This is a genomic window from Blastococcus sp. TF02A-30 (assembly GCF_003319185.1).
In the GTDB taxonomy this organism is placed as follows: Bacteria; Actinomycetota; Actinomycetes; order Mycobacteriales; family Geodermatophilaceae; genus Blastococcus.
Map to the genome: position 1 here is coordinate 406,655 of NZ_QOHJ01000006.1, position 22,224 is coordinate 428,878.

The window sequence follows — 22,224 nt, forward strand, 5'->3', positions numbered from 1 at the left end:
AAGGCGGAACGCGGGATTGACGCCGGCGGTCCCGTCGCGAAACGACGGCGACCCACCCTCGACCCGTGCCCCCCGCCGCCACCTCCTCGCCCGCCGCGCGCGGCACCGGCACGCGGACGACCGGCACCCACTGCCCCTACTGCTCGCTGCAGTGCGGCATGGCGGTCACCGCCGGGGACCGCCCCGCGACCCTCGTGCCGCTGGACTTCCCGACCAACCGGGGCGGGCTGTGCTCCAAGGGGTGGTCGGCGGCGGAGCTGCTCGACCACCCCGAGCGGCTGACCCGGCCGCTGGTCCGCGCGACGCCGGGCGACCGCACCAGCCCGCTGGTGGAGAGCACCTGGGACGACGCCCTCGACCGCGTGGTCGCCGCGATCCGTGGCACGCAGACCCGCTACGGCCGTGACGCCGTCGGCTGCTTCGGCGGCGGCTCGCTCACCAACGAGCAGGCCTACCAGTTCGGCAAGTTCGCCCGCGTCGCCCTCCGCACCAGCGCCATCGACTACAACGGCCGGTTCTGCATGTCCTCGGCGGCCGGCGCCGCGAACCGCGCGTTCGGCCTCGACCGGGGCCTGCCGTTCCCGCTCTCCGACATCGCCGGGGCCGACGTCGTCGTCCTGGTCGGCAGCAACCCGGCCGACACCATGCCGCCGGCGATGCAGTGGTTCGACGCCGGGCGGGAGCGCGGGGCCCAGCACATCGTGGTCGACCCGCGCCGGACCGCCACCGCCCGCAACGCCGCTCTCCACCTGCAGCCGCTGCCCGGCACCGACCTCGCGCTGGCCAACGGGCTGCTGCACCTCGCGCTGGCCGAGGGCCTCGTCGACGAGCAGTACGTCGCCGCGCGGACCACCGGCTTCGACGACGTCCGCGCCGGGGTCGCCGGCTACTGGCCGGACCGGGTGGAGCGGCTGACCGGCGTCCCGGTGGAGCAGCAGCGGCGCACCGTCTTCGCCCTCGCGCGGGCGGAGAAGGCGCTGGTCCTGACCGCCCGGGGCGCCGAGCAGCACCGCAACGGCACCGACACCGCGCAGGCGTGGATCAACCTGGCGCTCGCGCTCGGCCTGCCCGGGCGGCCGGGCAGCGGCTGGGGCACGATCACCGGCCAGGGCAACGGGCAGGGCGGTCGCGAGCACGGGCAGAAGGCCGACCAGCTGCCCGGCTACCGGTCGCTGGCCGATCCGGCCGCCCGCGCGCACGTCGCCGCCGTCTGGGGTGTCGAGCCCGACGACCTTCCGGTGCCCGGGCGGTCGGCGTTCGAGCTGCTGGACGCCCTCGGCACCGACGGCGGGGTGCGGGCGCTGCTGGTCCTGGCCTCGAACGTCGCGGTGAGCGCCCCGGACGCCCGCCGGGTGGTGAGCCGGCTGCGCGACCTGGACTTCCTCGCGGTCAGCGACTTCTTCCTGTCCGAGACCGCCGAGCTCGCCGACGTCGTCCTGCCCAGCGCCATGTGGGCGGAGGAGGCCGGGACGATGACCAACCTCGAGGGCCGGGTGATCCGCCGGCGGCGGGCGCTCGACCCGCCGGACGGCGTCCCCGACGACCTGCAGCTGCTGGCCACCCTCGCCGGGCGGCTGGGGGTGCGCGGGTTCAGCGGCGACCCCGAGACGGTGTTCGACGAGCTGCGCCGCGCCAGCGCCGGAGGAGCGGCCGACTACTCGGGCATCAGCTACCGGCGGATCGACGAGGAGGCCGGCGTCTTCTGGCCGTGCCCGTCGGACGAGCACCCCGGGACGCCGCGGCTGTTCACCGAGCGGTTCGCCACCCCCGACGGCCGGGCCCGGTTCCTGCGGGTCGAGCACGTCGAGGCGCACGAGCCCCCCGACGGCGAGTACCCCCTCGTGCTCACCACCGGCCGGGTGCTCGCGCAGTACCAGTCGGGCACCCAGACCCGGCGCTCGCGCAGCCTCCAGCTCATCGCGCCCACGCCGCGCGCGGAGCTGCACCCCGACCTCGCCCGGCGGCTGGGCATCGCGCAGGACGACGTCGTCGAGCTCCGCACCCGCCGCGGCAGCGCCCGCTTCCACGCCCAGGTCACCGACGCGATCCGGCCCGACGTCGTCTTCGCGCCCTTCCACTGGGGTGGTGGCTCCAGCGCGAACGCGCTCACCGACCCGGCGCTGGACCCGACGTCGCGGATGCCGGCCTTCAAGGTCTGCGCCGTCGCCGTGACCCGCGTCGGTGGCCCGGACGAGCGGTTCGAGCCCCCCGCCGCCCAGCCGCGCACCGCAGCGCACGCAGTCCCCGCCCGACCCGAGCCCCGCACCCCCGCACGGACGAGGAGCACCAGCATGAGGAGCACCCCCCGGTTCCTGCACGGCGTCTACCCGATCACCGGGGAGGGGCTGACCAAGCCCGGCCCGGTCGACGCGGCCCTGAGGTACACGGTGCCGGCGGGCCGCTCCGCGCAGGCGCTGTACTTCCGCGGCGGCAACAGCACCGGCGAGCTGGTCTACGTGCTGCTGCTGCGCGACGGCGAACCCATGCGCTGGTTCCCGATCGGCGCCAAGGCGGACACGCACGTGCCGCTGCGCGTGGTGGAGGACCTGCCCGGCGGCTCGGTGATCGAGCTGCACGCCGCGGCGCCCGAGGGCGTCACCGGCGAGCTCGTCGTCGACCTGGGGCTGGTGGAGGTCTGATGCCGGTCCTCGGCGGGCGCCCTGCGGGCGTCACGGCGCTGCGCGTGGACGACGAGCTCGATCGCCGCGGCCGGCTGGTGGTGGTGGGCAACGGCATGGCCGGTGCCCGCTTCGTCGAGGAGGTGCTCGAGCGCGGCGGCGGCGACTCGTTCCGCATCACCGTCTTCGGCGACGAGCCGCACGGCAACTACAACCGGATCATGCTCAGCCCGGTGCTGGCCGGGGAGTCGCACGAGGACGACATCGTCCTCAACAGCCACGAGTGGTACGCCGACAACGACGTCGACCTGCGGGCCGGCGTGCGCGTCGAGCGGGTCGACACCGCGGCCAAGCTGGTGCACGCCGCCGACGGGTCGACGACCCCCTACGATCACCTGGTCCTCGCGACCGGCAGCTACTCGTTCATCCCGCCCATGACCGGCGTCCGCACCGAGGCCGGCGACCTGCTGCCCGGCGTGTTCGGCTTCCGCACCATCGACGAGACCCGCGCGCTGCTCGAGGCCACCGGCCGGTGCCGGCGCGCGGTGGTCATGGGCGGCGGCCTGCTCGGGCTGGAGGCGGCGCGGGCGCTGCAGGGCCACGGGCTGCAGGTCGACCTGGTGCACGCCATGCCCTGGCTGATGAACGCCCAGCTCTCCCGCGAAGCGGGCGCCGTCCTGGAGAAGAGCGTCGAGTCCCTCGGCATCACCGTGCACCTCGACGTCCTCGCCACCGAGGTGCTGGGCAGCGACCACGTCGAGGGCGTGCTGCTCAAGGACGGCCGCCGGCTGGACTGCGACCTGCTGGTCGTCGCCGCGGGCGTGCGGCCGCACACCGACGTCGCCGTCCGGTCGGGCCTGGAGGTGGAGCGGGCGGTCGTCGTCGACGACCAGCTGCGCACCGACGACCCCGACGTCTACGCCATCGGCGAGTGCGCGCAGCACCGCGGGTCCGTCTACGGGCTCGTGGCCCCCGCCTGGGAGCACGCGAGGGTGCTCGCCGACGTCCTCACCGGCACGGACCCCGCCGCCGAGTACCACGGCAGCCGCACCGCCACGAAGCTCAAGGTGGCCGGCGTCGACGTCGCCGTCATGGGGGTTCCCACCCCCGAGCGGGACGACGACGAGTTCCTGGTGATCTCCGAGCCGAAGCGCGGCGTGCACCTGTCGGTGGTGATCCGCGACGACCGGCTGATCGGCGCGACCCTGCTCGGCGACACCCGCAAGGTCGCCTACCTCACCCAGGCCTTCGACCGCGGCTCGCCGCTGCCCGAGGAGCGGATCCGGCTGCTGGTCGACCTCTCCGACGGCGCGGAGGAGGTGGGCGTCGCAGAGATGCCGGCCGACTCGCAGGTGTGCAACTGCAACGGCGTCTCCAAGGGCGACATCTGCGGCGCGGTCGCCGGTGGCTGCGGCAGCGTCGGCGCCGTCATGGACCGCACCCGAGCCGGCAAGGGCTGCGGCTCGTGCAAGTCGCTGGTCAAGCAGATCGTCGAGTGGGCAGCCGACGGCGAGGTGACCGAGGACCCGTCGGCGTCCTGGTACGTGCCCGGCGTCCCCTTGGCGAAGCCCGAGCTCACGGCGGCGATCCGGGCGCAGGACCTGCGCAGCGTCTCCGCCGTCTTCGCCGCGCTCGCGCCCGGCGGCAAGGAGGACGCGCGTTCCAAGATGGGGCTGACCTCGCTGCTCAAGATGATCTGGGGCGCCGACTTCGTCCCCGAGAAGGACGGCGAGTTCATCAACGACCGGGTGCACGCCAACATCCAGCGCGACGGCACGTTCTCCGTCGTCCCGCAGATGAAGGGCGGCGTGACCACCCCCGCGCAGCTGCGGAGGATCGCCGACGTCGCCGAGAAGTACGAGGTGCCGATGGTCAAGGTGACCGGCGGCCAGCGGATCGACCTGCTCGGCGTCCGCAAGGAGGACCTGCCGGCCATGTGGGCCGACCTCGGCATGCCGTCGGGCTACGCCTACGGCAAGAGCATGCGCACGGTGAAGACCTGCGTCGGCTCGGACTTCTGCCGGTTCGGGCTCGACGACTCCACGCAGCTCGGCATCGACCTGGAGACCCGGTTCCAGGGCATCGAGAGCCCGGCGAAGATCAAGATGGCCGTCGTCGGCTGCCCGCGGAACTGCGCCGAGGCGTACGTGAAGGACGTCGGGGTGGTGGCCGTGGGTGCCGGCAGGTGGGAGGTCTACGTCGGGGGCGCCGCAGGGGCGTCGGTGCGCAAGGGCGACCTGCTGGCCACCGTCTCCTCGCGCGACGAGGTGATGACCCTGGTCGGCCGGTTCGTCCAGCACTACCGCGAGAACGCCAACTGGCTGGAGCGCACCTACGACTTCGTGCCGCGGGTCGGGCTGGAGACCATCCGGCAGGCGCTGGAGGAGTCCGGCGCGGACCTCGACGCCGGGATCCAGCGGTCGATCGACGCCTACACCGACCCGTGGGGGCAGGACGGACCCGACCCCGCCACGCCGGGCCAGTTCCGTCCCGCCCTGCCGCTGGTCGCGCTGCCGGAGGTGCCGGTCCGATGAGCCTCACCGAGGAGCGCTCGGCCACCGCGCACGCGCCCGTCGAGCACACGGTCGGCCGGGTGGAGGACGTGCCGCCGGGGGAGGGGCGGGCGTTCGTCGCCGGCGGCGTGCAGGTGGCGGTGTTCCGGCTGCGCGACGGGTCGCTGCACGCGACGCAGGCCGCCTGCCCGCACGCCGGCGGTCCGCTCGCCGATGGGCAGACCGACGTCGACGTGCTGGTCTGCCCGCTGCACCTGTTCGCCTACCGGTGGACCGACGGCGCCTCGACGTCCGGCGCCGCCCCGATCCGGGTCTACCCGGTGCACGAGCGGGACGGCGCCCTCGTCGTCACCCTCTGAACCCAGCTCTCGGTACCGAGAGCTGCGCCGGGAGCGGCAGCTTTCGGTACCGAAAGCTGTCAGGGGGAGTTGGTCACCGGACCTCGTACGACACGGCGCCTGCCTCGTCGACGAACGCGTCCACCCGGATCGTGTCGGTCGCGTCCGCGGCGTTGTCGACGAAGCACGGGATCGGCGTCCCGACGGCGTCGACGAGGACCGAGCGGCCGCCGGTGTCGCAGGTGCTGATGACCACCACGCCGGTCAGCTCGCCGAGCTGCTGGTCCAGCGCCGCCTCCACCACGGCGACGTCGACGAAGTCGTCGTCGCTCGCGATCTCGACACCGCCGTCGTCGTCGGTCTGCGTCACGGTGAACGAGATCGGCTGGCCCTCCAGGGAGGCGGTGCAGCCGAAGGCCGCACCCGACTCGACCGCGACGTCCCCGGGGCAGGAGACGTCGGTCGGTGCGACGCCGGTCTGGTCGGCGGTCACGCGGCTGATCTGGCGCTCGACGTCGGCGGAGTCCAGCGTCCTGCTGCCGAACAGCAGGAGCGCCCCCACGACCAGCCCGCCGAGGAGCACCACGCCGCCGACCACCGCGGCGACGACGAGGCCGGTCCTGCGCTTCCGGGGCGCCGGGGGCGGGGCGTACCCGCCGGGCGGTGGGCCGTAGGCGGGCAGGCCGTACTGCGGCGGCGGGGCGTGCTGCGGGCCGGGCGGCGGGGTGGGCTGGATCTGCTGGGTCATCGGTGCACTCCTCGTCGGGTGGGTCGCGGCGACCCTGACGGGAGGCGCTTGCGGCCGGCTTGGATGCACGTGCGGCCGACTTGCGCCCGCGCTCAGGGATGCATGCGCGCGCCCTTCACCACCTTGTCGACGGCGTTCTTCGGCCCGTGCAGCGCGATGCCGACCAGGTCCAGGTCCGCGCCGGCCACCGCGCGCACCGCGGCCCGGTTCTCCGCATCGCCGCCGGTGGCGAACAGGTCGGCGGTGAACACCGACGCCGGCAGGCCGCGCTGCACCGCCCGCTCTCGCGCCGTCGCCAGCACCTCGGCGGAACCGGTCATCACCAGGACCGGCTGCCGGAACATCGCCAGGTACGGGGTGCCGTCGGCGTCCTGGTACGCACGCCCGATCAGCTCCGGGACCGCGGCGGCCACCGCGCTCGAGAGGAACGCGGTGACGTTGAGCTCCTGCCACGGCAGCAGGCCCTCGCGCAGGAGGACGACGATCTTCGTCGGCCAGGGCGGGGCGGACTCGCCGGGGACGCCGGGGACGCCGGCGGTGTCGGGGGTGGTCTCGGGGGCGGTCTGCGCGGTCGTCACGGAGGTCAGCGTCGCGCCGTCGTCGTCGGCCGGTCTTGTACGTTCCTGACGTGACCGGCCCCGCCGAGGTGGTCGCCTGGCGCCCGCAGGTGCCCGGGCTGACCGAGGTGCTGCACGCCCGGTTCGCCGACCACGCCTACCCGTCGCACACGCACGACGCCTGGACGCTGCTGCTGGTCGACGACGGCGCCGTCCGCTACGACCTGGACCGGCACGCGCACGGCGCCTCGCGCGCCGTCGTCACCCTGCTGCCGCCCGGGGTGCCGCACGACGGGCGGTCCGAGCTGCCCACCGGCTTCCGCAAGCGGGTGCTGTACCTGGAGCCGGCCGTGCTGGGTGCCGATCGGGTCGGCCGGGCGGTGGACCGGCCGGAGCTCGCCGACGAGGTGCTGCGCGACCGCGTCTCCCGGCTGCACGCGGCGCTGGCCCCGCACGCCGAGGACCTCGAGGCGCAGAGCCGGCTGGCGTTCGTGCTCGAGCGGCTCGGGCAGCACCTGGACCGCGCGGTCGAGCCGCCCGCCGCGGTGCGCGACTCCCGGGTGGCCGACGCGCTGCGCCAGCTGCTCGACGCCCGCCTCGTGGAGGGCGTCGACCTCGGTGCGGCCGCGGCCCGGTTCGGCGTGACCCCGACCCACCTGGTCCGGGCGTTCACCCGGCGGCACGGGCTGCCGCCGCACCGCTACCTGACCGGCCGGCGGATCGACCTGGCCCGGCGGCTGCTGCTCGGCGGGGTGCCCGCCGCCGAGGTGGCGACGGCGGCCGGTTTCTACGACCAGGCGCACCTGACCCGGCACTTCCGCCGGATGCTGGCGACGACGCCGGCCGCCTACGCCCGCTCCGCCTGACCGCTTCTTCGCGGTGAGGCGGGTCAGGCCGGGCGGGCGCGGACGTGCATCCGCTCGCCCTGCGGGCCGAACAGCACCAGCCCCTCCGCCGGCTCGGGGAACGGGTTGGAGAAGGTGTGCGGCACCCGGGTGTCGAACTCGACGACCTCGCCCTGGCCCAGCACGAAGTCGCGTGGTCCCAGCAGCAGCCGGATCCGGCCGGAGAGCACGTAGAGCCACTCGTAGCCCTCGTGCGTCTTCTGGTCGGTGTCGCCCACCCGCCACCGCGCCGGCAGCAGCATCTTGTAGGCCTGCAGCCCGCCGGCCTGCCGGGTCAGCGGCACCATCGTCATGCCGTCGTCCCGCGTGATCGGGTGCCCGTGCACGCGCGGGTCGGCCGGTGCCGGCGAGTCCACCAGGTCGTCGATGGCGACGCCGTAGGTGCGGGCCAGCGGGAGCAGCAGCTCCAGGGTGGGCCGGCGCCCGCCGGACTCCAGCCGGGACAGCGTGCTCACCGAGATGCCGGTCGTCCCGGCGACGTCGGTCAGCGTGGCGCCGCGCTCGGTGCGCAGCGCCCGCAGCCGCGGGCCCACGTTCGCCAGGACGTCGTCGTCGGTCATGCGGGGTAGTTTGCCACTTCAGCAAGCATCGTTGCCACCGCAGCCCGCTCGGGTCCACAGTGGTCGGCATGGACGAGCGGTACGACGTGGTGGTCATCGGAGGCGGCGCGGCAGGGCTGAGCGGAGCGCTCACCCTGGCCCGCGCCCGGCGCAGCGTGCTGGTGGTGGACGCGGGCGAGCCCCGCAACGCCCCCGCCGGGCACGTGCACAACTACCTCGGCCGGGAGGGCACGCCCCCGGCCGAGCTGTACGCGATCGGCCGCGGGGAGGTGGAGGGCTACGGCGGGGAGGTCGTCCGCGGCCGGGTCACCGCCGTGCACCGGGACGACGACGGCTTCCGCGTCGACCTGGACGGCGGGACGCCGGTGCGGGCCCGCCGGCTGCTGCTGGCGACCGGGCTGACCGACGACCTGCCGGAGATCCCCGGCGTCGCCGAGCGGTGGGGTAGCACGGTGCTGCACTGCCCCTACTGCCACGGCTGGGAGGTGCGCGACCGCGCCATCGGCATCGTGAGCACCGGCCCGATGGGCGCCTACGCCGCGCACCTGTGGCGGCAGTGGACCGACGACGTCGTCCTCTTCGTGCACACCGGGTCCGAGCCGACCGACGAGGAGCGCGAGCGGCTCGAGGCCCGCGGCGTCCGGATCGTCCACGGCGAGGTGGCCGGGCTGGAGGGCGGCGCGGACGTCCGGCTCGCCGACGGCGGGCTGGTCGAGCGCGACGCCGTCGTCGTGACCACGCGGATGGTCGCCAACGCCGAGCTGCTGGCCGGTCTCGGCGCCGTCCCCGTGCCGATGGAGATGCACGGAGCGGTGGTGGGCACCTACCTGCCCGCGGACCCCACCGGTCGCACCGAGGTGCCCGGGGTCTGGGTCGCGGGCAACGCCGGCGACCTGAGCGCGCAGGTGCTCGTGGCGGCCGCGCAGGGGCTGCGGGCCGGCGCGATGATCAACGCCGACCTGGTCGAGGAGGACGCCGCGGCGGCGGTGGCGGAGAAGCGGGGCGTGGCGGCATGAGCGCGACGAACCGGGACTCCTACGACGAGCTGTACCGCTCGGCGCCCGCGGTGTGGAGCGGCCGGCCCAACGGGCCGCTGGTCGCCGAGGCGGGCGGCCTGCCCCCTGGCCGGGCGCTGGACGCCGGCTCCGGCGAGGGCGGCGACGCCCTCTGGCTGGCCGAGCGCGGCTGGCGGGTCACCGCGGTCGACTTCTCGCCCGTCGCCCTGGAGCGCGGCGCCGCGGCGGCCGCCGCCCGCGGGCTGGCCGACCGGATCGAGTGGCGGCACGCCGACCTGGACGGGTGGACGCCGCCCGAGCGCGCCTTCGACCTGGTCACGGCGCACTACCTGCACGCCACCTGGACCGACCGCGACCGGATGTTCCGCGGGCTCGCCGCCGCCGTCGCCCCTGGCGGCACGCTGCTCGTGGTCGGTCACCGGCACGGCGAGGGCTGGGGGCACGGCCACGCGCACGAGCCCGGCGCGCTGTACACCGCCGAGGAGGTCGCGGCGGTGCTCGACCCGGCGGAGTGGACCGACGTCGTCACCGAGACGCGGGACCGCGACCCGGACGCCGCCCACCGGACCGGCAACCCGGTGCCCGACACCGTCCTGGTGGCGCGCCGGGGCAGCTGACGACGACGGTCGCCTCCGACGGGCCGCCGCACTCCGCGGAACCGCCGACGCGGCGCCAGTCCGGCTCGGTCTCCGTCTCGAGGAGCACCGAGCCGGCGGCGTCGAGCACCGTGACCTCGACGGAGCCGGGCGTCGACATCCCGACGTGGACGACCGCGGCGCCGTCGGCCACCGGCACGGGACCGGCGTCGCAGCCCGTGCAGTAGGCCCGCACCGTCGCGGCGGCCAGGCCGGGGTCCACCTCGACGCGCAGGCCGTTGGACCAGCCGATCGTCGAGCACACGGTCGGCCCGCCCCCGGCGCATCCACCGAGGACGAGGGCGGCGGCGCCCAGGGCGGTCGCGCCGGTCAAGCGGACGGCACGCACCTCGACCACCCCCTGGCTCCGCGGGATCCCCGGCCGGGACGGTAGCGGTCCACCCGGGCGATCCCGCGGTGGCGGACCTCCGCCCCGGCGGCCGCCGACCTCCGCCCCTGCCGGTCGGTGGTCCGTCTCCCTAGCGTCGCCCCCGGGGAAGGGAGCGCCATGACGACGACTGCCGAGCGGCGGCCGACCCGGGCGAGCCGGCGGGCCGGGTACGCCGTCGCGATCGGGATCAACCTCGTGCTGCTGTGGCTGGTCCACGGGTGGCCGGGATGGGACGCCGTCCCGTTCCTGACCGCGGACTTCGAGACCGTGCTCTGGCTGGTCGACCTCTCGCTGGTCGTCGCCATCGCGGTGAACGCGGTCTACCTGGTGCGGGACCCGCGCCGGCTGACCGCGGCCGGAGCCGTGCTGACCACCGCCATCGGCCTCGTGACGGCCGTGCGGCTGCTGCAGGTGTTCCCGTTCGACCTCGGGACCTCCGACGTCTGGCCGGTGGTCGTCCGGGTGCTGCTGTGGGTGGCCGTCGTCGGCTCGGCGATCGGGATCGTCGCGAACCTGGTGACCGTGCTGCGGCCCCGCTGATCGGGCTCAGGAGCGGGGGAGCCCCAGGTCGGCCAGCGCCGCGGTGACGGCGTCCTCGTGCAGCAGGTCCAGGCCCAGCAGCCGGTGCACGAGCACGCCGCGGCGGGTCAGCCGCAGGTCCGCGGCGCGCAGCCGGGGCAGGGTGGCGCCCGGGCGCGGCGCCACGACGGGCGGGTCGAGCAGCCCGGTGCGCTGCAGCTCGGCCAGGTCCTCGCGCGCACCCCACTGCGTCCAGGCGCGCGGCTCGTCGGTCAGCGGGGCCATGGGCAGCGGCACGCGGTCGCGGCGGCCCACCCCCGCCAGCAGCGACAGCTGGCGCCAGGTCAGCGGTTCCACCAGGCGCAGGGCCCGGACGGCGACGTCGGCGTCGAGGTCGGGCGAGCAGGACACCTCCGCCAGCAGGTAGCCCAGGTGGCGCACCCGGCGCTCGTCGGTGGCGCGGCGGGCTGCGGCCACCACCGCCTCGGCGAGCTCGTCGGCGGCCGGCCGGCTGCCGGGACGGGCGGCGAACCAGCCGTCCTCGCGCGCGCCGCGGCCGGCGCGCAGCTGCGTGGCGCCGTACTCGACGGCGAAGGCCAGCGCGGCCCCGGCGCGGACCTGCTCGCGGGGCACCGGCAGGGCGGCGGCCTCGGTGGCCGCCGTGCGCAGGCTCGCGGCGAAGGCCGGGCTGATCCGCACCGCGGCGGCCGACGGCTCGAAGACCACCGTGGCGGCGGCCCGGCTCATCGACCCGGCCACCGGGGTGCCCTGCTCGATGAGGGCGCGGCCGGGAGCGGGGAGGGTGTCGTCGGGGGCGGTCACGCCGGTGATCCTCGCCGGTCGTGCCGGGCCGGCGCACGCCGGTCGCCGGCGCCCTCACCACAGCGGGTCAGCCCAGGTGAGCGGAACGGAACACGAGCTCAGCCGCGGGGCGACGCCGGGGAAACCGGGGCCCGCCACCGTTGCGCGCATGGCCGCCCCCACGCGCACGCCGTCCGCCGTCCCGTCCGCGCTCCCGTCCGCCACCGCGGCCCCGCCGCCGCGGCACGGGCGCTGGATCGAGGACTGGCGGCCCGAGGACCCGGAGTTCTGGGAGACCACGGGCAAGCGGGTGGCCCGCCGCAACCTGTTCTTCTCCGTGTTCTCCGAGCACGTCGGCTTCTCCATCTGGAGCCTGTGGTCGGTGCTCGTGCTCTTCCTGCCCGAGGCGGTGTACGGCATCGACCCGGCCGGGAAGTTCCTGCTCACGACGCTGCCAACGGCGCTGGGTGCCTTCGTCCGGCTGCCCTACACCTTCGCCGTCGCCACCTTCGGCGGCCGCAACTGGACGATCGTCAGCGCCGCGCTGCTGCTCGTCCCCACCATCGCGACGGCGGTGGTGCTCGAACCCGGCGTCTCGTACTCCACCCTGCTGCTGGTGTCCTGCCTGGCCGGCGTCGGGGGCGGCAACTTCGCCAGCTCGATGGCGAACATCAACGCCTTCTACCCCGACCGGCTCAAGGGCTGGGCGCTCGGGCTCAACGCCGGGGGCGGCAACCTCGGCGTCCCCGTCGTCCAGCTGGTGGGCCTGCTGGTGCTGGCGACCGCCGGCGCCGAGCACCCGCGGCTGATCCTGTGGATCTACATCCCGCTCATCGTGGCCGCGGCCGTCGGCGCCGCCCTGGTGATGGACAACCTGGCGACGGCGCGCAACCAGCCGAGGGCCATGCGGGAGGCAACCCGCGAGCCGCACACCTGGATCATGTCGTTCCTCTACATCGGCACGTTCGGCTCGTTCATCGGCTTCGGGTTCGCCTTCGGCCAGGTGCTGCAGAACCAGTTCGCGGAGTCGTTCGCGACACCGCTGGCCGCCGCCTCCCTCACCTGGCTCGGCCCGCTGCTCGGCTCGCTGATCCGCCCGCTCGGGGGCTCGTTGGCCGACCGCTACGGCGGTGCGCGCATCACCTGCTGGAACTTCGTCGCGATGGCGCTGGGGGCCGGGGTGGTGTGGACGGCCAGCCAGGTGGGGTCGCTGCCGCTGTTCGTCGTCGGCTTCGTGCTGCTGTTCGTGCTCAGCGGCGTGGGCAACGGCTCCACCTACAAGATGATCCCGGCGATCTTCCGCTCGAAGGCGCTGCAGGCCGTGGCCGAGGGCGGCGACCCGGAGGCGGCCGACCGCCGGGCGCTGCGGATGTCGGGGGCGCTGATCGGCATCGCCGGCGCGGTCGGGGCGTTCGGCGGGGTGCTGGTCAACCTCGCCTTCCGGCAGTCGTTCCTCACCACCGGCACCGGCGACTCCGCCTACCTGGTCTTCATCGCCTTCTACGTCGTCTGCGTGGCGGTCACCTGGGCGGTCTACCTGCGCCCGCAGGCCGCGCACCGCGTCTAGCGCCGGGAAGTGGTGCCAGGATCCCGGCATGGCGATCGAGGTCCGCCCCGCGAGCAGCTTCGAGGACGTCGCGACGGTGGTCGGCCCCAAGCGGCCGGACGCCAACGCCTGCTGGTGCCTGAGCTACCGCATCCCGTCGAAGGAGAACCAGGCGCTGCTGGGCCCCGCGCGCGGGGAGCGGGTGCGGCAGCTGGTGGCCGAGGACCCGCCGCCCGGCGTGCTGGCCTACGACGACGGCGAGGTGGTCGGCTGGGCCGGGGTCCACCCGCGCGCCGACACCACGTTCGCCCGCAACCGGAAGATCCCGCACGTCGACGACCTCGACGTCTGGTCGGTCTGGTGCATCCGGGTCCGCCCCGGGCACCGCGGGAAGGGCATCTCGCACGCCCTGCTCGCCGGAGCCGTGGAGTTCGCCCGGGCGCACGGCGCTCCGGCGATCGAGGGCTACCCGGTCGACAACCAGGGCGCCAAGGTCGACCTGACGATGGCCTACGTCGGCACCCGGGCGCTGTTCGAGCGGGCCGGCTTCACCGAGGCCGCCGTCACCGAGTCGGTCCTCAACGGCTTCCCGCGCCTGCTGATGCGGCTCGACCTGAGCTGACGGGTCAGACGGCGAGGCGGTAGCCGCGCTTGACCACGGTCTGCACCAGCGGCGCGCCGAGCGCGGCGCGCAGCCGGGCGACGGCCATCTCCACGGCGTGCTCGTCGCCGCCCCCCGGCAGCGAGCCCACCAGCTCCGGGCGGGCCACCACCGTTCCCGGACGGCGGGCGAGCGCGCGCAGCACCGCCATCGGCCCCGGCGGCAGCTCCACCAGCCGCCCGTCCACGACCGCGGCGTACCCGCGCACCTGGAGGGTGTGCGCGCCGACGGCGAGCACCGGATCCCGCTCGGGCAGCCGGGCCACCACCTCGCGGGCCAGCGCCCCGAGCCGGGCGCGCTCGGGCTGCACGGTGCCGATCCCCGCCGCCTCCAGCGGACCGGCGGTCACGGGACCGACGGCCACCACCAGCACCTGCCCGCGCAGCGCGTCGACCAGCGCCGCGCGCTGCCCGAGCTCGTCGGCCACCCTCAGGAGGCTGGCCGCGGCGGGGGCGCTGGTGAAGGTCACGGCGTCGATCCCGCCGGCCACCACGCTCGCCACGAGCCGCCGCACGGGCGCCACGTCCTCGGGCAGCACCCACCGGTAGACCGGCACGGTCAGCACCTCGGCACCCGTCCGCCGCAGCCCGGCGACGAGGTCGGGCAGCGGGTCGCCGTGCAGCTGGACGGCGATCCGCCGTCCCTCCAGCGGACCCTCCGCGCCGGACAGCAGGTGGGAGAGCACCTCGGCCGAGGACTCCGACGACGGCGACCACGCGTCGACCAGGCCGCCGCCCCGGATGGCCCCCCGCGCCTTGGGGCCCCGGGCGAGCACGCGCGCCGACGACAGGTGCTCGACCAGCGGCAGGTCCCAGGCCTCCGCTGCCTCCAGCCAGCCGCGGAACCCGACCCCGGTCGTGGCGATGACCAGGTCGACCGGCCGCTCGAGCACCGACCGCGTGGCGGCGACCAGCTCGGCGTCGTCGGCCAGGGGCACGATCCGGATGGCGGGGGCGTGCACCACCCGGGCGCCGCGGCGGTCCAGCAGCGCGCCGAGCTCCTCCTTCCGGCGGGCGGCGGTCACCGCGACCGTGTAGCCGGCCAGCGGCAACGGCCCGGTCGGAGGCCCGGTCGACGGCTCGATGGACGGTGCGTCCTGCTCGGCGCTCTCGCGCACGTGTCCCCCCGGGTGCCGTGGTCCGCGTCGCCCCATGGTGCTGCGCCCGCGTTGCGCCCGTGTGTCGCGGGGGTGCCGCCCGTGGCGGAGGTGCCGCGGATCACACCCCGGGCGGCGGGGCGGGGGCGCGCCAGGACGCCAACAGCACGGTGGCGTCGTCCTGGAGCAGGCCGCCCTGGTGCTCCAGCACGGCCCGCGTCAGCCGGCGCACGGTCTCCGGCGGGGGATGGCCGGCGGCGCTGGCCCGGGCCAGCAGCTCGACCAGCCGCTCCTCCCCGAACCAGGCCCCCGAGGCGTCGCGGGCCTCGGTGATCCCGTCGGTGTACAGCGCCAGCCAGTCGCCGGGCTGCAGCACCTCCTCGGCCACGGCGAACCCTCCGTCGCCGAGGCCGAAGGGCACCCGGCGCCCGCCGTCGAGGCTCTTCACGACCTTGCGGCCGCGCAGCACCAGCGGGGGCGGGTGGCCCGCGGCCACGTAGCGCAGCCGCCCCGATGCGACGTCGAGCTCGGCCAGGACCCCGGTCACGAAGGCGCTGCCCGGGAAGCAGCGGGCGATCGTCTCGTCGATGCTGCGGGCCTGCTCGTAGATGCCGCGCCGGTCGCGGCGGGTGCTGCGGTAGGCGGCCAGCGCGGCCGACGCCAGGATCGCGGCGGGCATGCCGTGGCCCATGGCGTCGAACACCGCGAGGGAGACGGTGTGCTCCGTCAGCGCGAAGTCGAACGCGTCCCCGCCCACGTCGTAGGTGGGCTCGAGGCTGCCGGCCAGCACGAAGTCGTCGGTCGCCGCGGTCAGCGGGGGCAGCTGGCGCCAGATCAGCTCGGCGGCGGGCGTGGGGGGCCGGCTGCGGCGGACCCGCTCGAGCTCGTCGCCGTACCGCCCGATCGACGCGACGAGGTGGCCGATCAGCAGCGCGAGCCAGCGGCAGTGGTCGCGCAGCCCGGCATCGTGGAAGGCCTCGGCCGTGGCCAGGCGCACCTCCAGCACGCCCAGCCGCTCGGTGCCGTCCTCCAGCGGTACCCACAGCCGGGGTGTCCCGCCGGCGACGGACGGGAGGATCTCCAGGTTCTGGTAGCTCCGCCCCGGGAGGGTGCCGTCGATCCTCAGCCGCGTGCTCCGCGAGGGGACGCCCGACGGCAGCGGCACGAGGTGCTGCTGCTCGTGGTCGGCGAGGTGCACGGTGACGTCGACGCCGAGGGTGCGCCCCGCCTCGCGCGCGATCGCGCCGAGCCGTTCGGGCGGGGAGCGGTGCGCGGCCTCCAGGAGCTCGGCCAGCGAGCGCAGCGGGCTGCCGGGAGGGCGGGCGTCCTGGAGCAGCTGGACGAACGGCACCCGGCGCTCGGCGGTGAGCTCGTCCAGCCGCTCGTTCACCGCGAGGGCGAGCAGGTCGGCCTGGAGCGTCGGCAGCTCCTGCAGGCCCTCGAGGTGGGCCTCGACGTCGAGGAGGTCGGCGTCGCCCCCGAGCCCGAAGTACCGGGTCCACAGCTGCTCCGCGCTGAGGTCGCTGTGCCGGAACGCCGCCCGCAGCCTGACCCGCTGGTCGTCCGGGGGAGGCGCCGCGTGCCGGGTCACCGGCGCCGCCGGGCGGCCGCCGTGACCACCGTCTGCGCCGCCTCCCGGACCGATGCACCCTGCGTGCGCGCATGCGCCAGCAGCAGCTGGAAGGCGGCCTCCTCGGACACCCCCTCCTTGCCCATGAGCACCCCCTTGGCCAGGTTCACCACGTCGCGGCTGCGGAAGGCGCCGCGCAGGTCGTCGCTGAGCCGCCGGGCCCGTTCGGCGGTCTGCGCGTTCGCCACGAAGAGCGCCGCCTGGCCGGCGAACATGCTGAGCCGCTGCTCGCTGTGCGACCCGAAGGCGGCCGGCTGCTCGCCGTAGACCTTGATCGCGCCCAGCGACCGGTTCCCGGCGACCAGCGGCGCACTGGCGGTCGATCGCACGCCCAGCGACCGGACGGCGGTGGTCCACCGCGGCCACCGCGTCTCGGTGGCGACGTCGTCGATCCGGACCAGCTCGCGCCGGCCGGCGGCGGTGAGGCAGGGGCCCTCGTCGAACTCGTACTGCAGGGCGTCGGCCTGCTCCACGCGTGGGTCCGTGGACCCGGAGGAGACGCGGCGGCCGCGGTGGTCGATGACCGTCACGCCCGCGCCCACCGAGCCGGGCACGGTGTCCAGGGCCAGCGCGGCCACGACGCCGAGGGCGGACTCGACCGTCTCCTCGGTGAGCAGCAGCCCGGACATCCGGGCGAAGACCGTGGACAGCTCCTCGTCCAGAGGCAGCTGCGCGCGCGGCGGGGGATCGGTGGCCACTGGGCACCTCGGAACCGTCGGACCGAGGATCCCCGCGTGTTTCGAGGCTGCGACGGCGTGAGCTCACCCTAGGCGCGGTTCAGCGGAGCGGCACGGTGCCGTCCACGAGCAGATCGGCGCGGGCCCGCGTCCCCTCGGCGGCGAACTCCGCGGCCTCGGTGCGCAGCCACCGGTGCCAGTGCGGGGCCATCGCCGCGCCGTCCCTGGCCAGGCCTCGGGCCAGCCGCAGCCCGTCGGGCGCCTCGACCCACACCCGCAGCGTCGTCCACGGGCCGAGCCGGCGCGGGGAGCTCCCGCAACCCTCGACGACGAGGACCGGGGCGGCGGCCACGGGCACCGGGCGGGGGTCGAAGCACCCGGCCGCCCAGTCGTAGCGGTGGTAGGCCCCCGGGTGCCCGTCGGCCAGCGGCCGGAGCACGCCCGCCTCGAGACGGGCGACCGCGCCGGTCAGCGTCCACCCGGCGTAGAGGTCGTCCATGTGCACGACCTCGGCGGCCGTCCCCAGCTCGGCGGCCAGCCGCCCGGCGAAGGTGGTCTTCCCGGACCCGGCGGGACCGTCGACGCACACCAGCCGCGTGCCGCCGAGGCGCGGGGGAGTGGCGAGCAGGTCGGCGGCCAGCGCGCCGAGGCTCAGCGCAGCGCCAGCGTCCACGTGGGCACCGGTCCACCGCTGCCGACGACGAGGCCGCGGCCGGCCAGCGTGCGCAGGTGGGCGTCGGTCTCGGTGACGGCGAAGATCCGCATCCGCCGCTCGTACTGCTCCCACGGGCGCGACCAGGTGAGGTGCGCGGCGAGGTCCCACGGCGTCGAGCGCGGGTGCGTGCGGATGGCCTCGAGCAGCTCGGCCAGCCGGTGCTCGTGATGGGCGGTGAGGGCGTCGACCCGGTCGGCCAGCCCGCGGAAGCGCCACTCGTGGGCGGGGAGCACCTCGGTGGGCTCCAGGTCGCGCACCGCCTGCAGCGAGGTCATGAAGTCGCGCAGCGGGTCCGGCAGGCCCTTGGTCGTCGACGAGACGTTGGGGCTGATCCGCGGCAGCACGTGGTCGCCGGAGAAGAACAGCCCGGTGCGCTCCTCGGCGAAGCAGAGGTGGCCGGGCGTGTGGCCGGGCGTGTGGACGGCGCGCAGCGACCACCCGGGGAAGGCAGCGCGGTCGCCGTCCTCCAGCAGCCGGTCGGCCAACGCCATCCGGGAGAAGCCGGAGAGGTTCTCCGCCCCGCCGACGTCGGCCCGCGCGTCCTCCGGTGGGGCCCCGAGCCCGACGAGGAAGGCGACCTCGTCGTCGACCAGGGTGCGGGCGTCGGCCACCGTCATCCGGCGGACGGCGTCCGCGTCGGCGGGGTGCATCGCCACCCAGGCGCCGCTTGCCTCCCGCACCCGCGCGGCCAGGCCGAGGTGGTCGAAGTGCAGGTGCGTGACGACGACGCCGCGCACGTCGTCGGCACCGCCGCCGATGGAGGCCAGCCCCTCGGTGAGCGCGCTCCAGCCGGCCTCGCTCTCCCACCCGGTGTCGATCAGCCCGAGCCCGCCCCCCTGCAGCGCGAAGGCGTAGACGCTGACGTAGCGCAGCGGGTTGTGCGGGATGGGCACCGGGATCGACCAGAGATCGGGGCGGAGCTGCTCGACCGGGGGGAGGGTGCGGGCGTTCCAGGCCTCGTGCTGGGCGGTGCCGGTGATCTCCACGCCCGGCACTCTGCCAGCCGCCGCAGGGGGAGGGCTGGCAGCATGGGGGGCGTGAGCGGTTCCCCCCACCCCGTCGCGCCGACCGTCACCGCCGTGCCGCGGCGGCTGCGGCGGGTCCTCGTCGCCGTCGCGGCGGTCGTGGTGGTCGTGATGGTGCTGGTGGCGCTCTCGCTGCCCGGCACGGAGAACTCCGTGGTGGCCTACGGCACCGCCGACCAGATCGCCGTGGCCGGGCTGGGCCTGGTGCTCGCGGCGGGTGTGCTGCTCCTCGGCCGGTCGCGGGTCGACGCCGACGCCGACGGCGTGCACGTGCTCAACCTCGCGGTCCGGCACGAGGTGCCGTGGCAGGCGGTGCGCGCCGTCCGCTTCGACCGGAAGTCGGCGTGGGCGTCGCTGCTGCTGGAGAACGGCGACGAGATCTCGCTGCACGGGCTGCAGGCGGCGGACAAGGCCCAGGCGCTGGCCGCGGTCGAGGGCCTGCGGGCGCTGCACGCCGCCGCCCGCGCGAAGGACCCCGTTCCGCCGCCCCTCCTGTACGACGACTGACCCGGGAATGACCGTGAGCCCCGGGACGCTGTAGAGTGAGCGCGCCTCCCTGCTACACGAGGCACGCGAACCAACCAGCGGCCCGCGAGGGGCGCTGATCCAAGAGGAGCCCGCTCCCACCTGACGCCGTCCAGGCGACCAGGTCCCCGGATCGCGAGAACCGGCCGCACGGTCGGCGCTCGCGTCGCGTACGCGCCCCAGGCGCGTGCGCCCGCCGGAGAGTGGGCCCCGCTGAGCTGACGCTCGGCGGGGCCTTCGTCCTTCCGGCGCCCGGGACGGGCAGGGCTCCTCAGAGGCAAGAGCAGAGGAGAGGCCATCACCGAGCCCCGCATCAACGACCGCATCCGCGTCCCCGAGGTCCGTCTGGTCGGACCGGAGGGGGAGCAGGTCGGCGTCGTGTCCATCGGCGAAGCGCTGCGCCTGGCGCAGGACGCCGAGCTCGACCTCGTCGAGGTCGCGCCCATGGCGCGCCCGCCGGTCGCCAAGCTCATGGACTACGGCAAGTTCAAGTACGAGTCCGCCCAGAAGGCCCGCGAGGCCCGGCGGAACCAGGCGCTCACCGTCATCAAGGAGATGCGGCTGCGCCTGAAGATCGACCCGCACGACTACGAGACCAAGAAGGGCCACGTCGAGCGCTTCCTCAAGGGCGGCGACAAGGTCAAGATCACCGTGATGTTCCGCGGTCGCGAGCAGTCGCGCCCGGAGATGGGCTACCGGCTGCTCCAGCGGCTGGCCGCCGACGTCAGCGAGCTGGGCGTCGTCGAGTCCAACCCGAAGCAGGACGGCCGCAACATGGTCATGGTGATCGCCCCGCACCGGAACCAGGCAGCCACCGACGCCGCGCGCCGCAACGCGAAGGCCGAGAAGGCCGCGGCCGAGGAGCAGGCGCCCAGCGCCTGACGCAGGCCACAGACGCACCACCGAGACGGCCGGTGCCGTCCGGTAGCACGAGGCTGCCGACGAGCACCGACGACAGACGAACAGGACGAGGGACATGCCGAAGCAGAAGACCCACAAGGGCACGGCGAAGCGCGTGCGCGTGACGGGCTCCGGGAAGCTCGTGCGCGAGCACACCAACAACCAGCACAAGTTCGAGGTGAAGTCCTCCTCGCGCAAGCGCCGGGTCAGCGGCATCGGCGTCCTCTCGCCGGCCGACTCCCCGCGCATGAAGAAGCTGCTGGGCCTCTGAGCGCCCCCCTCCACTGACCTTCAGAAAGACAGGAGCACTCACGTGGCACGCGTGAAGCGGGCGGTCAACGCCCAGAAGAAGCGCCGGACGACCCTCGAGGCGGCCGCCGGCTACCGCGGTCAGCGTTCCCGGCTGTACCGCAAGGCCAAGGAGCAGCTGCTCCACTCGGCGACGTACTCCTACCGCGACCGCAAGGCGCGCAAGGGTGACTTCCGCAAGCTGTGGATCACCCGGATCAACGCCGCGGCTCGCCTCAACGACATGACCTACAACCGGTTCATGCAGGGCCTCAAGCTCGCCGGCATCGAGCTGGACCGCCGCGTCCTGGCCGAGCTCGCCGTCAACGAGCCCGCCGCGTTCGCCACGCTGGTCGAGTCGGCCAAGGCCGCCCTCGCTGCGAACCCCGAGGCGACCGGCGCCCAGGCCGCCTGAGAAAGGGCCACCCTGCCCCCCACGCCTCGCATGCTCGGCGCGGGACCCTGCAGGATGGCCGGACCAGCACCTTGCCAGCCCGACGCCGTCGGTGACCGGCCCTCCGGGGCCAGCGCCGGCGGCGTCGGTCATGTCCGGGCCCGAGATCTGCGCACTCGGGCCTTCCCGGGGCCCGAGAGCCCCGAGTGCGCAGATCTCGCGGAGAGGAACGCAGTGACCGAGCTGCTCACCGAGCGGTCCGCGCGGATCGTCGCCGCGCGCAAGCTCACCCGGCGGGCCGGCCGTGACGCCGCAGGGCTGTTCCTCGCCGAGGGGCGGCAGGCCGTCGTCGAGGCGCTCGCCGACCCCGGTTCCGTGCGCGAGGTGTTCGCCACCGAGGCCGCGCTCGACGCCCACCGCGACCTGCTCGGCTCCACGGCCGTCCCGGTCCGGCCCGTCACCGACAGGGCGGCCGCCGGGCTGTCCGAGACGGTGACGCCGCAGGGGCTGGTCGCCGTCTGCGCGCTGCGCGACGTCCCGGGCGGCGACGTGCTCGCCGCGCCGCCCCGGCTCGCCGTGGCGCTGGCCGAGCTGGCCGACCCGGGCAACGCGGGCACCGTGCTGCGGACGGCGGACGCGTGCGGCGCCGGCGCCGTCGTCTTCGGTGCCGGGTCGGCCGACCCCTACGGCGGCAAGGCGGTGCGCTCCAGCGCCGGCAGCCTGTTCCACGTCGACGTCGTCCGCGGCGCCCCGCTGGAGGAGTTCCTGCCGGCGTGGCAGCGCGCCGGCGGCACGGTGCTGGCCGCCGACGGCGGGGGAGAGGCGCGGCTCGACGAGCTGGGCGGGCAGCTGGCCGGGCCGGTGCTGTGGCTGTTCGGCAACGAGGCGCGCGGCGTGCCGGCCGGCCTGGCCGCGCTGGCCGATGCCCGCGTGCGGATCCCGATGCGCGGGCGGGCCGAGAGCCTCAACCTCGCCGCGGCCGCCGCGATCTGCCTCTACGCCACCCAGCTCGCACAGTAGGAGGACCCCGCCGGCTAGATGTACTGACCGGAGACGTTGGTCGAGGAGTTGTGACGACGGGATCTGAGTAGGTCTTGTTCGGGGAGGACCTCCGGACGTGGAGTGGAGCTGCTGAAGGCGACCACTGCACGAACCCGGAGGTCCTC

Annotated in this window: 23 protein-coding genes; 14 read left to right on the forward strand and 9 right to left on the reverse strand. The window is 75.3% G+C overall.

Annotated features, from left to right (window positions below; translation table 11 throughout):
- The first annotated feature begins 65 nt into the window (after window positions 1-65).
- The 3 genes from DQ241_RS15875 to DQ241_RS15885 are packed head-to-tail and all read left to right on the forward strand — an operon-like array spanning window position 66 to window position 5,490.
- Window positions 66-2,639, forward strand: a complete 2,574-nt coding sequence (locus DQ241_RS15875) for a molybdopterin oxidoreductase family protein (RefSeq protein WP_233492480.1) — start codon at window positions 66-68, stop codon at window positions 2,637-2,639.
- Window positions 2,639-5,152 (forward strand): nitrite reductase large subunit NirB, encoded by a 2,514-nt coding sequence (gene nirB / locus DQ241_RS15880; protein WP_113831142.1) that lies wholly within the window; start codon window positions 2,639-2,641, stop codon window positions 5,150-5,152. Before DQ241_RS15875 ends, nirB begins: the two co-directional genes overlap by 1 nt.
- The gene (locus tag DQ241_RS15885; RefSeq protein ID WP_113831143.1) at window positions 5,149-5,490 is read left to right on the forward strand and encodes a Rieske (2Fe-2S) protein; all 342 of its coding nucleotides are present in this window, start codon (window positions 5,149-5,151) and stop codon (window positions 5,488-5,490) included. The genes nirB and DQ241_RS15885 overlap by 4 nt, the downstream gene beginning before the upstream one ends.
- A 73-nt stretch (window positions 5,491-5,563) precedes the next feature.
- Here DQ241_RS15885 and DQ241_RS15890 read toward each other — a convergent pair whose 3' ends face one another.
- Both DQ241_RS15890 and DQ241_RS15895 read right to left on the reverse strand, forming a co-directional pair.
- Window positions 5,564-6,217 carry a DUF4333 domain-containing protein gene (locus tag DQ241_RS15890; protein ID WP_113831144.1) on the reverse strand — a complete coding sequence of 218 codons (654 nt, stop codon included), beginning with the start codon at window positions 6,215-6,217 and terminating at the stop codon, window positions 5,564-5,566.
- 92 nt (window positions 6,218-6,309) lie between these two features.
- The gene (locus tag DQ241_RS15895) at window positions 6,310-6,795 is read right to left on the reverse strand and encodes a DUF2000 domain-containing protein (protein ID WP_113831145.1); all 486 of its coding nucleotides are present in this window, start codon (window positions 6,793-6,795) and stop codon (window positions 6,310-6,312) included.
- A gap of 50 nt (window positions 6,796-6,845) precedes the next feature.
- Here DQ241_RS15895 and DQ241_RS15900 point away from each other — a divergent pair, with 50 nt between their 5' ends.
- Entirely contained in the window at window positions 6,846-7,640 is a 795-nt protein-coding gene (locus DQ241_RS15900) for an AraC family transcriptional regulator (protein WP_113831146.1), read from the forward strand.
- A gap of 23 nt (window positions 7,641-7,663) precedes the next feature.
- Here DQ241_RS15900 and DQ241_RS15905 read toward each other — a convergent pair whose 3' ends face one another.
- A complete protein-coding gene (locus DQ241_RS15905) occupies window positions 7,664-8,239 on the reverse strand; it encodes a helix-turn-helix domain-containing protein (protein ID WP_113831147.1) in 576 nt (191 codons plus the stop codon).
- A 68-nt stretch (window positions 8,240-8,307) separates the two neighbouring features.
- Between DQ241_RS15905 and DQ241_RS15910 the strand changes: the two genes are divergently transcribed.
- The 3 genes from DQ241_RS15910 (at window position 8,308) to DQ241_RS15925 (ending at window position 10,821) form a co-directional block, all read left to right on the forward strand.
- Window positions 8,308-9,255, forward strand: a complete 948-nt coding sequence (locus DQ241_RS15910; protein ID WP_113831148.1) for an NAD(P)/FAD-dependent oxidoreductase — start codon at window positions 8,308-8,310, stop codon at window positions 9,253-9,255.
- Window positions 9,252-9,872 (forward strand): bifunctional 2-polyprenyl-6-hydroxyphenol methylase/3-demethylubiquinol 3-O-methyltransferase UbiG, encoded by a 621-nt coding sequence (locus DQ241_RS15915; protein WP_113831149.1) that lies wholly within the window; start codon window positions 9,252-9,254, stop codon window positions 9,870-9,872. The genes DQ241_RS15910 and DQ241_RS15915 overlap by 4 nt, the downstream gene beginning before the upstream one ends.
- A gap of 526 nt (window positions 9,873-10,398) precedes the next feature.
- Entirely contained in the window at window positions 10,399-10,821 is a 423-nt protein-coding gene (locus DQ241_RS15925) for a hypothetical protein (RefSeq protein ID WP_113831151.1), read from the forward strand.
- 6 nt (window positions 10,822-10,827) lie between these two features.
- On the opposite strand, the gene DQ241_RS15930 is transcribed toward DQ241_RS15925, so the two are convergent.
- The gene (locus DQ241_RS15930; protein WP_199584598.1) at window positions 10,828-11,622 is read right to left on the reverse strand and encodes a hypothetical protein; all 795 of its coding nucleotides are present in this window, start codon (window positions 11,620-11,622) and stop codon (window positions 10,828-10,830) included.
- A 148-nt stretch (window positions 11,623-11,770) separates the two neighbouring features.
- On the opposite strand from DQ241_RS15930, the gene DQ241_RS15935 reads away from it, so the two are divergent.
- Entirely contained in the window at window positions 11,771-13,168 is a 1,398-nt protein-coding gene (locus DQ241_RS15935; RefSeq protein ID WP_113831153.1) for an MFS transporter, read from the forward strand.
- A gap of 28 nt (window positions 13,169-13,196) precedes the next feature.
- Window positions 13,197-13,769 (forward strand): GNAT family N-acetyltransferase, encoded by a 573-nt coding sequence (locus tag DQ241_RS15940; RefSeq protein ID WP_113831154.1) that lies wholly within the window; start codon window positions 13,197-13,199, stop codon window positions 13,767-13,769.
- Between the two features lie 4 nt (window positions 13,770-13,773).
- On the opposite strand, the gene DQ241_RS15945 is transcribed toward DQ241_RS15940, so the two are convergent.
- From DQ241_RS15945 to DQ241_RS15965, 5 genes are all read right to left on the reverse strand, one after another.
- A complete protein-coding gene (locus DQ241_RS15945; RefSeq protein ID WP_233492481.1) occupies window positions 13,774-14,925 on the reverse strand; it encodes a uroporphyrinogen-III synthase in 1,152 nt (383 codons plus the stop codon).
- A 100-nt stretch (window positions 14,926-15,025) separates the two neighbouring features.
- Window positions 15,026-16,495, reverse strand: coding sequence for a PP2C family protein-serine/threonine phosphatase (locus DQ241_RS15950; RefSeq protein WP_113831156.1), 1,470 nt, complete (start codon window positions 16,493-16,495; stop codon window positions 15,026-15,028).
- Complete coding sequence (locus DQ241_RS15955) at window positions 16,492-17,232, reverse strand: GAF and ANTAR domain-containing protein (protein WP_199584603.1); 741 nt, start codon at window positions 17,230-17,232, stop codon at window positions 16,492-16,494. The genes DQ241_RS15950 and DQ241_RS15955 overlap by 4 nt, the downstream gene beginning before the upstream one ends.
- 79 nt (window positions 17,233-17,311) lie before the next feature.
- Window positions 17,312-17,884 carry a uridine kinase gene (locus tag DQ241_RS15960; RefSeq protein ID WP_113831157.1) on the reverse strand — a complete coding sequence of 191 codons (573 nt, stop codon included), beginning with the start codon at window positions 17,882-17,884 and terminating at the stop codon, window positions 17,312-17,314.
- Window positions 17,863-18,912 carry an MBL fold metallo-hydrolase gene (locus DQ241_RS15965; RefSeq protein ID WP_199584605.1) on the reverse strand — a complete coding sequence of 350 codons (1,050 nt, stop codon included), beginning with the start codon at window positions 18,910-18,912 and terminating at the stop codon, window positions 17,863-17,865. The genes DQ241_RS15960 and DQ241_RS15965 overlap by 22 nt, the downstream gene beginning before the upstream one ends.
- 42 nt (window positions 18,913-18,954) lie before the next feature.
- Here DQ241_RS15965 and DQ241_RS15970 point away from each other — a divergent pair, with 42 nt between their 5' ends.
- The 5 genes from DQ241_RS15970 to DQ241_RS15990 all read left to right on the forward strand — a co-directional run bounded on the left by DQ241_RS15970 (window position 18,955) and on the right by DQ241_RS15990 (window position 22,078).
- Window positions 18,955-19,458, forward strand: coding sequence for a PH domain-containing protein (locus DQ241_RS15970; protein WP_233492482.1), 504 nt, complete (start codon window positions 18,955-18,957; stop codon window positions 19,456-19,458).
- Between the two features lie 330 nt (window positions 19,459-19,788).
- Window positions 19,789-20,358: a translation initiation factor IF-3 gene (infC, locus tag DQ241_RS15975; protein ID WP_233492490.1), complete on the forward strand. Its 570-nt coding sequence runs from the start codon at window positions 19,789-19,791 to the stop codon at window positions 20,356-20,358.
- A gap of 94 nt (window positions 20,359-20,452) precedes the next feature.
- Window positions 20,453-20,647 (forward strand): 50S ribosomal protein L35, encoded by a 195-nt coding sequence (rpmI, locus tag DQ241_RS15980; protein ID WP_113831161.1) that lies wholly within the window; start codon window positions 20,453-20,455, stop codon window positions 20,645-20,647.
- Between the two features lie 42 nt (window positions 20,648-20,689).
- Window positions 20,690-21,079, forward strand: a complete 390-nt coding sequence (rplT, locus tag DQ241_RS15985) for a 50S ribosomal protein L20 (protein ID WP_113831162.1) — start codon at window positions 20,690-20,692, stop codon at window positions 21,077-21,079.
- 213 nt (window positions 21,080-21,292) lie between these two features.
- Window positions 21,293-22,078 carry an RNA methyltransferase gene (locus tag DQ241_RS15990; protein WP_233492483.1) on the forward strand — a complete coding sequence of 262 codons (786 nt, stop codon included), beginning with the start codon at window positions 21,293-21,295 and terminating at the stop codon, window positions 22,076-22,078.
- Window positions 22,079-22,224 lie beyond the last annotated feature (146 nt).

Coding starts and splice junctions, on each gene's coding strand:
- nirB (WP_113831142.1), top strand. CDS start 2,639: ATGCCGGTCCTCGGCGGGCGCCCTGCGGGCGTCACGGCGCTGCGCGTG.
- DQ241_RS15885 (WP_113831143.1), top strand. CDS start 5,149: ATGAGCCTCACCGAGGAGCGCTCGGCCACCGCGCACGCGCCCGTCGAG.
- DQ241_RS15890 (WP_113831144.1), bottom strand. CDS start 6,217: ATGACCCAGCAGATCCAGCCCACCCCGCCGCCCGGCCCGCAGCACGCC.
- DQ241_RS15905 (WP_113831147.1), bottom strand. CDS start 8,239: ATGACCGACGACGACGTCCTGGCGAACGTGGGCCCGCGGCTGCGGGCG.
- DQ241_RS15910 (WP_113831148.1), top strand. CDS start 8,308: ATGGACGAGCGGTACGACGTGGTGGTCATCGGAGGCGGCGCGGCAGGG.
- DQ241_RS15915 (WP_113831149.1), top strand. CDS start 9,252: ATGAGCGCGACGAACCGGGACTCCTACGACGAGCTGTACCGCTCGGCG.
- DQ241_RS15925 (WP_113831151.1), top strand. CDS start 10,399: ATGACGACGACTGCCGAGCGGCGGCCGACCCGGGCGAGCCGGCGGGCC.
- DQ241_RS15935 (WP_113831153.1), top strand. CDS start 11,771: ATGGCCGCCCCCACGCGCACGCCGTCCGCCGTCCCGTCCGCGCTCCCG.
- DQ241_RS15940 (WP_113831154.1), top strand. CDS start 13,197: ATGGCGATCGAGGTCCGCCCCGCGAGCAGCTTCGAGGACGTCGCGACG.
- DQ241_RS15970 (WP_233492482.1), top strand. CDS start 18,955: ATGGGGGGCGTGAGCGGTTCCCCCCACCCCGTCGCGCCGACCGTCACC.
- rpmI (WP_113831161.1), top strand. CDS start 20,453: ATGCCGAAGCAGAAGACCCACAAGGGCACGGCGAAGCGCGTGCGCGTG.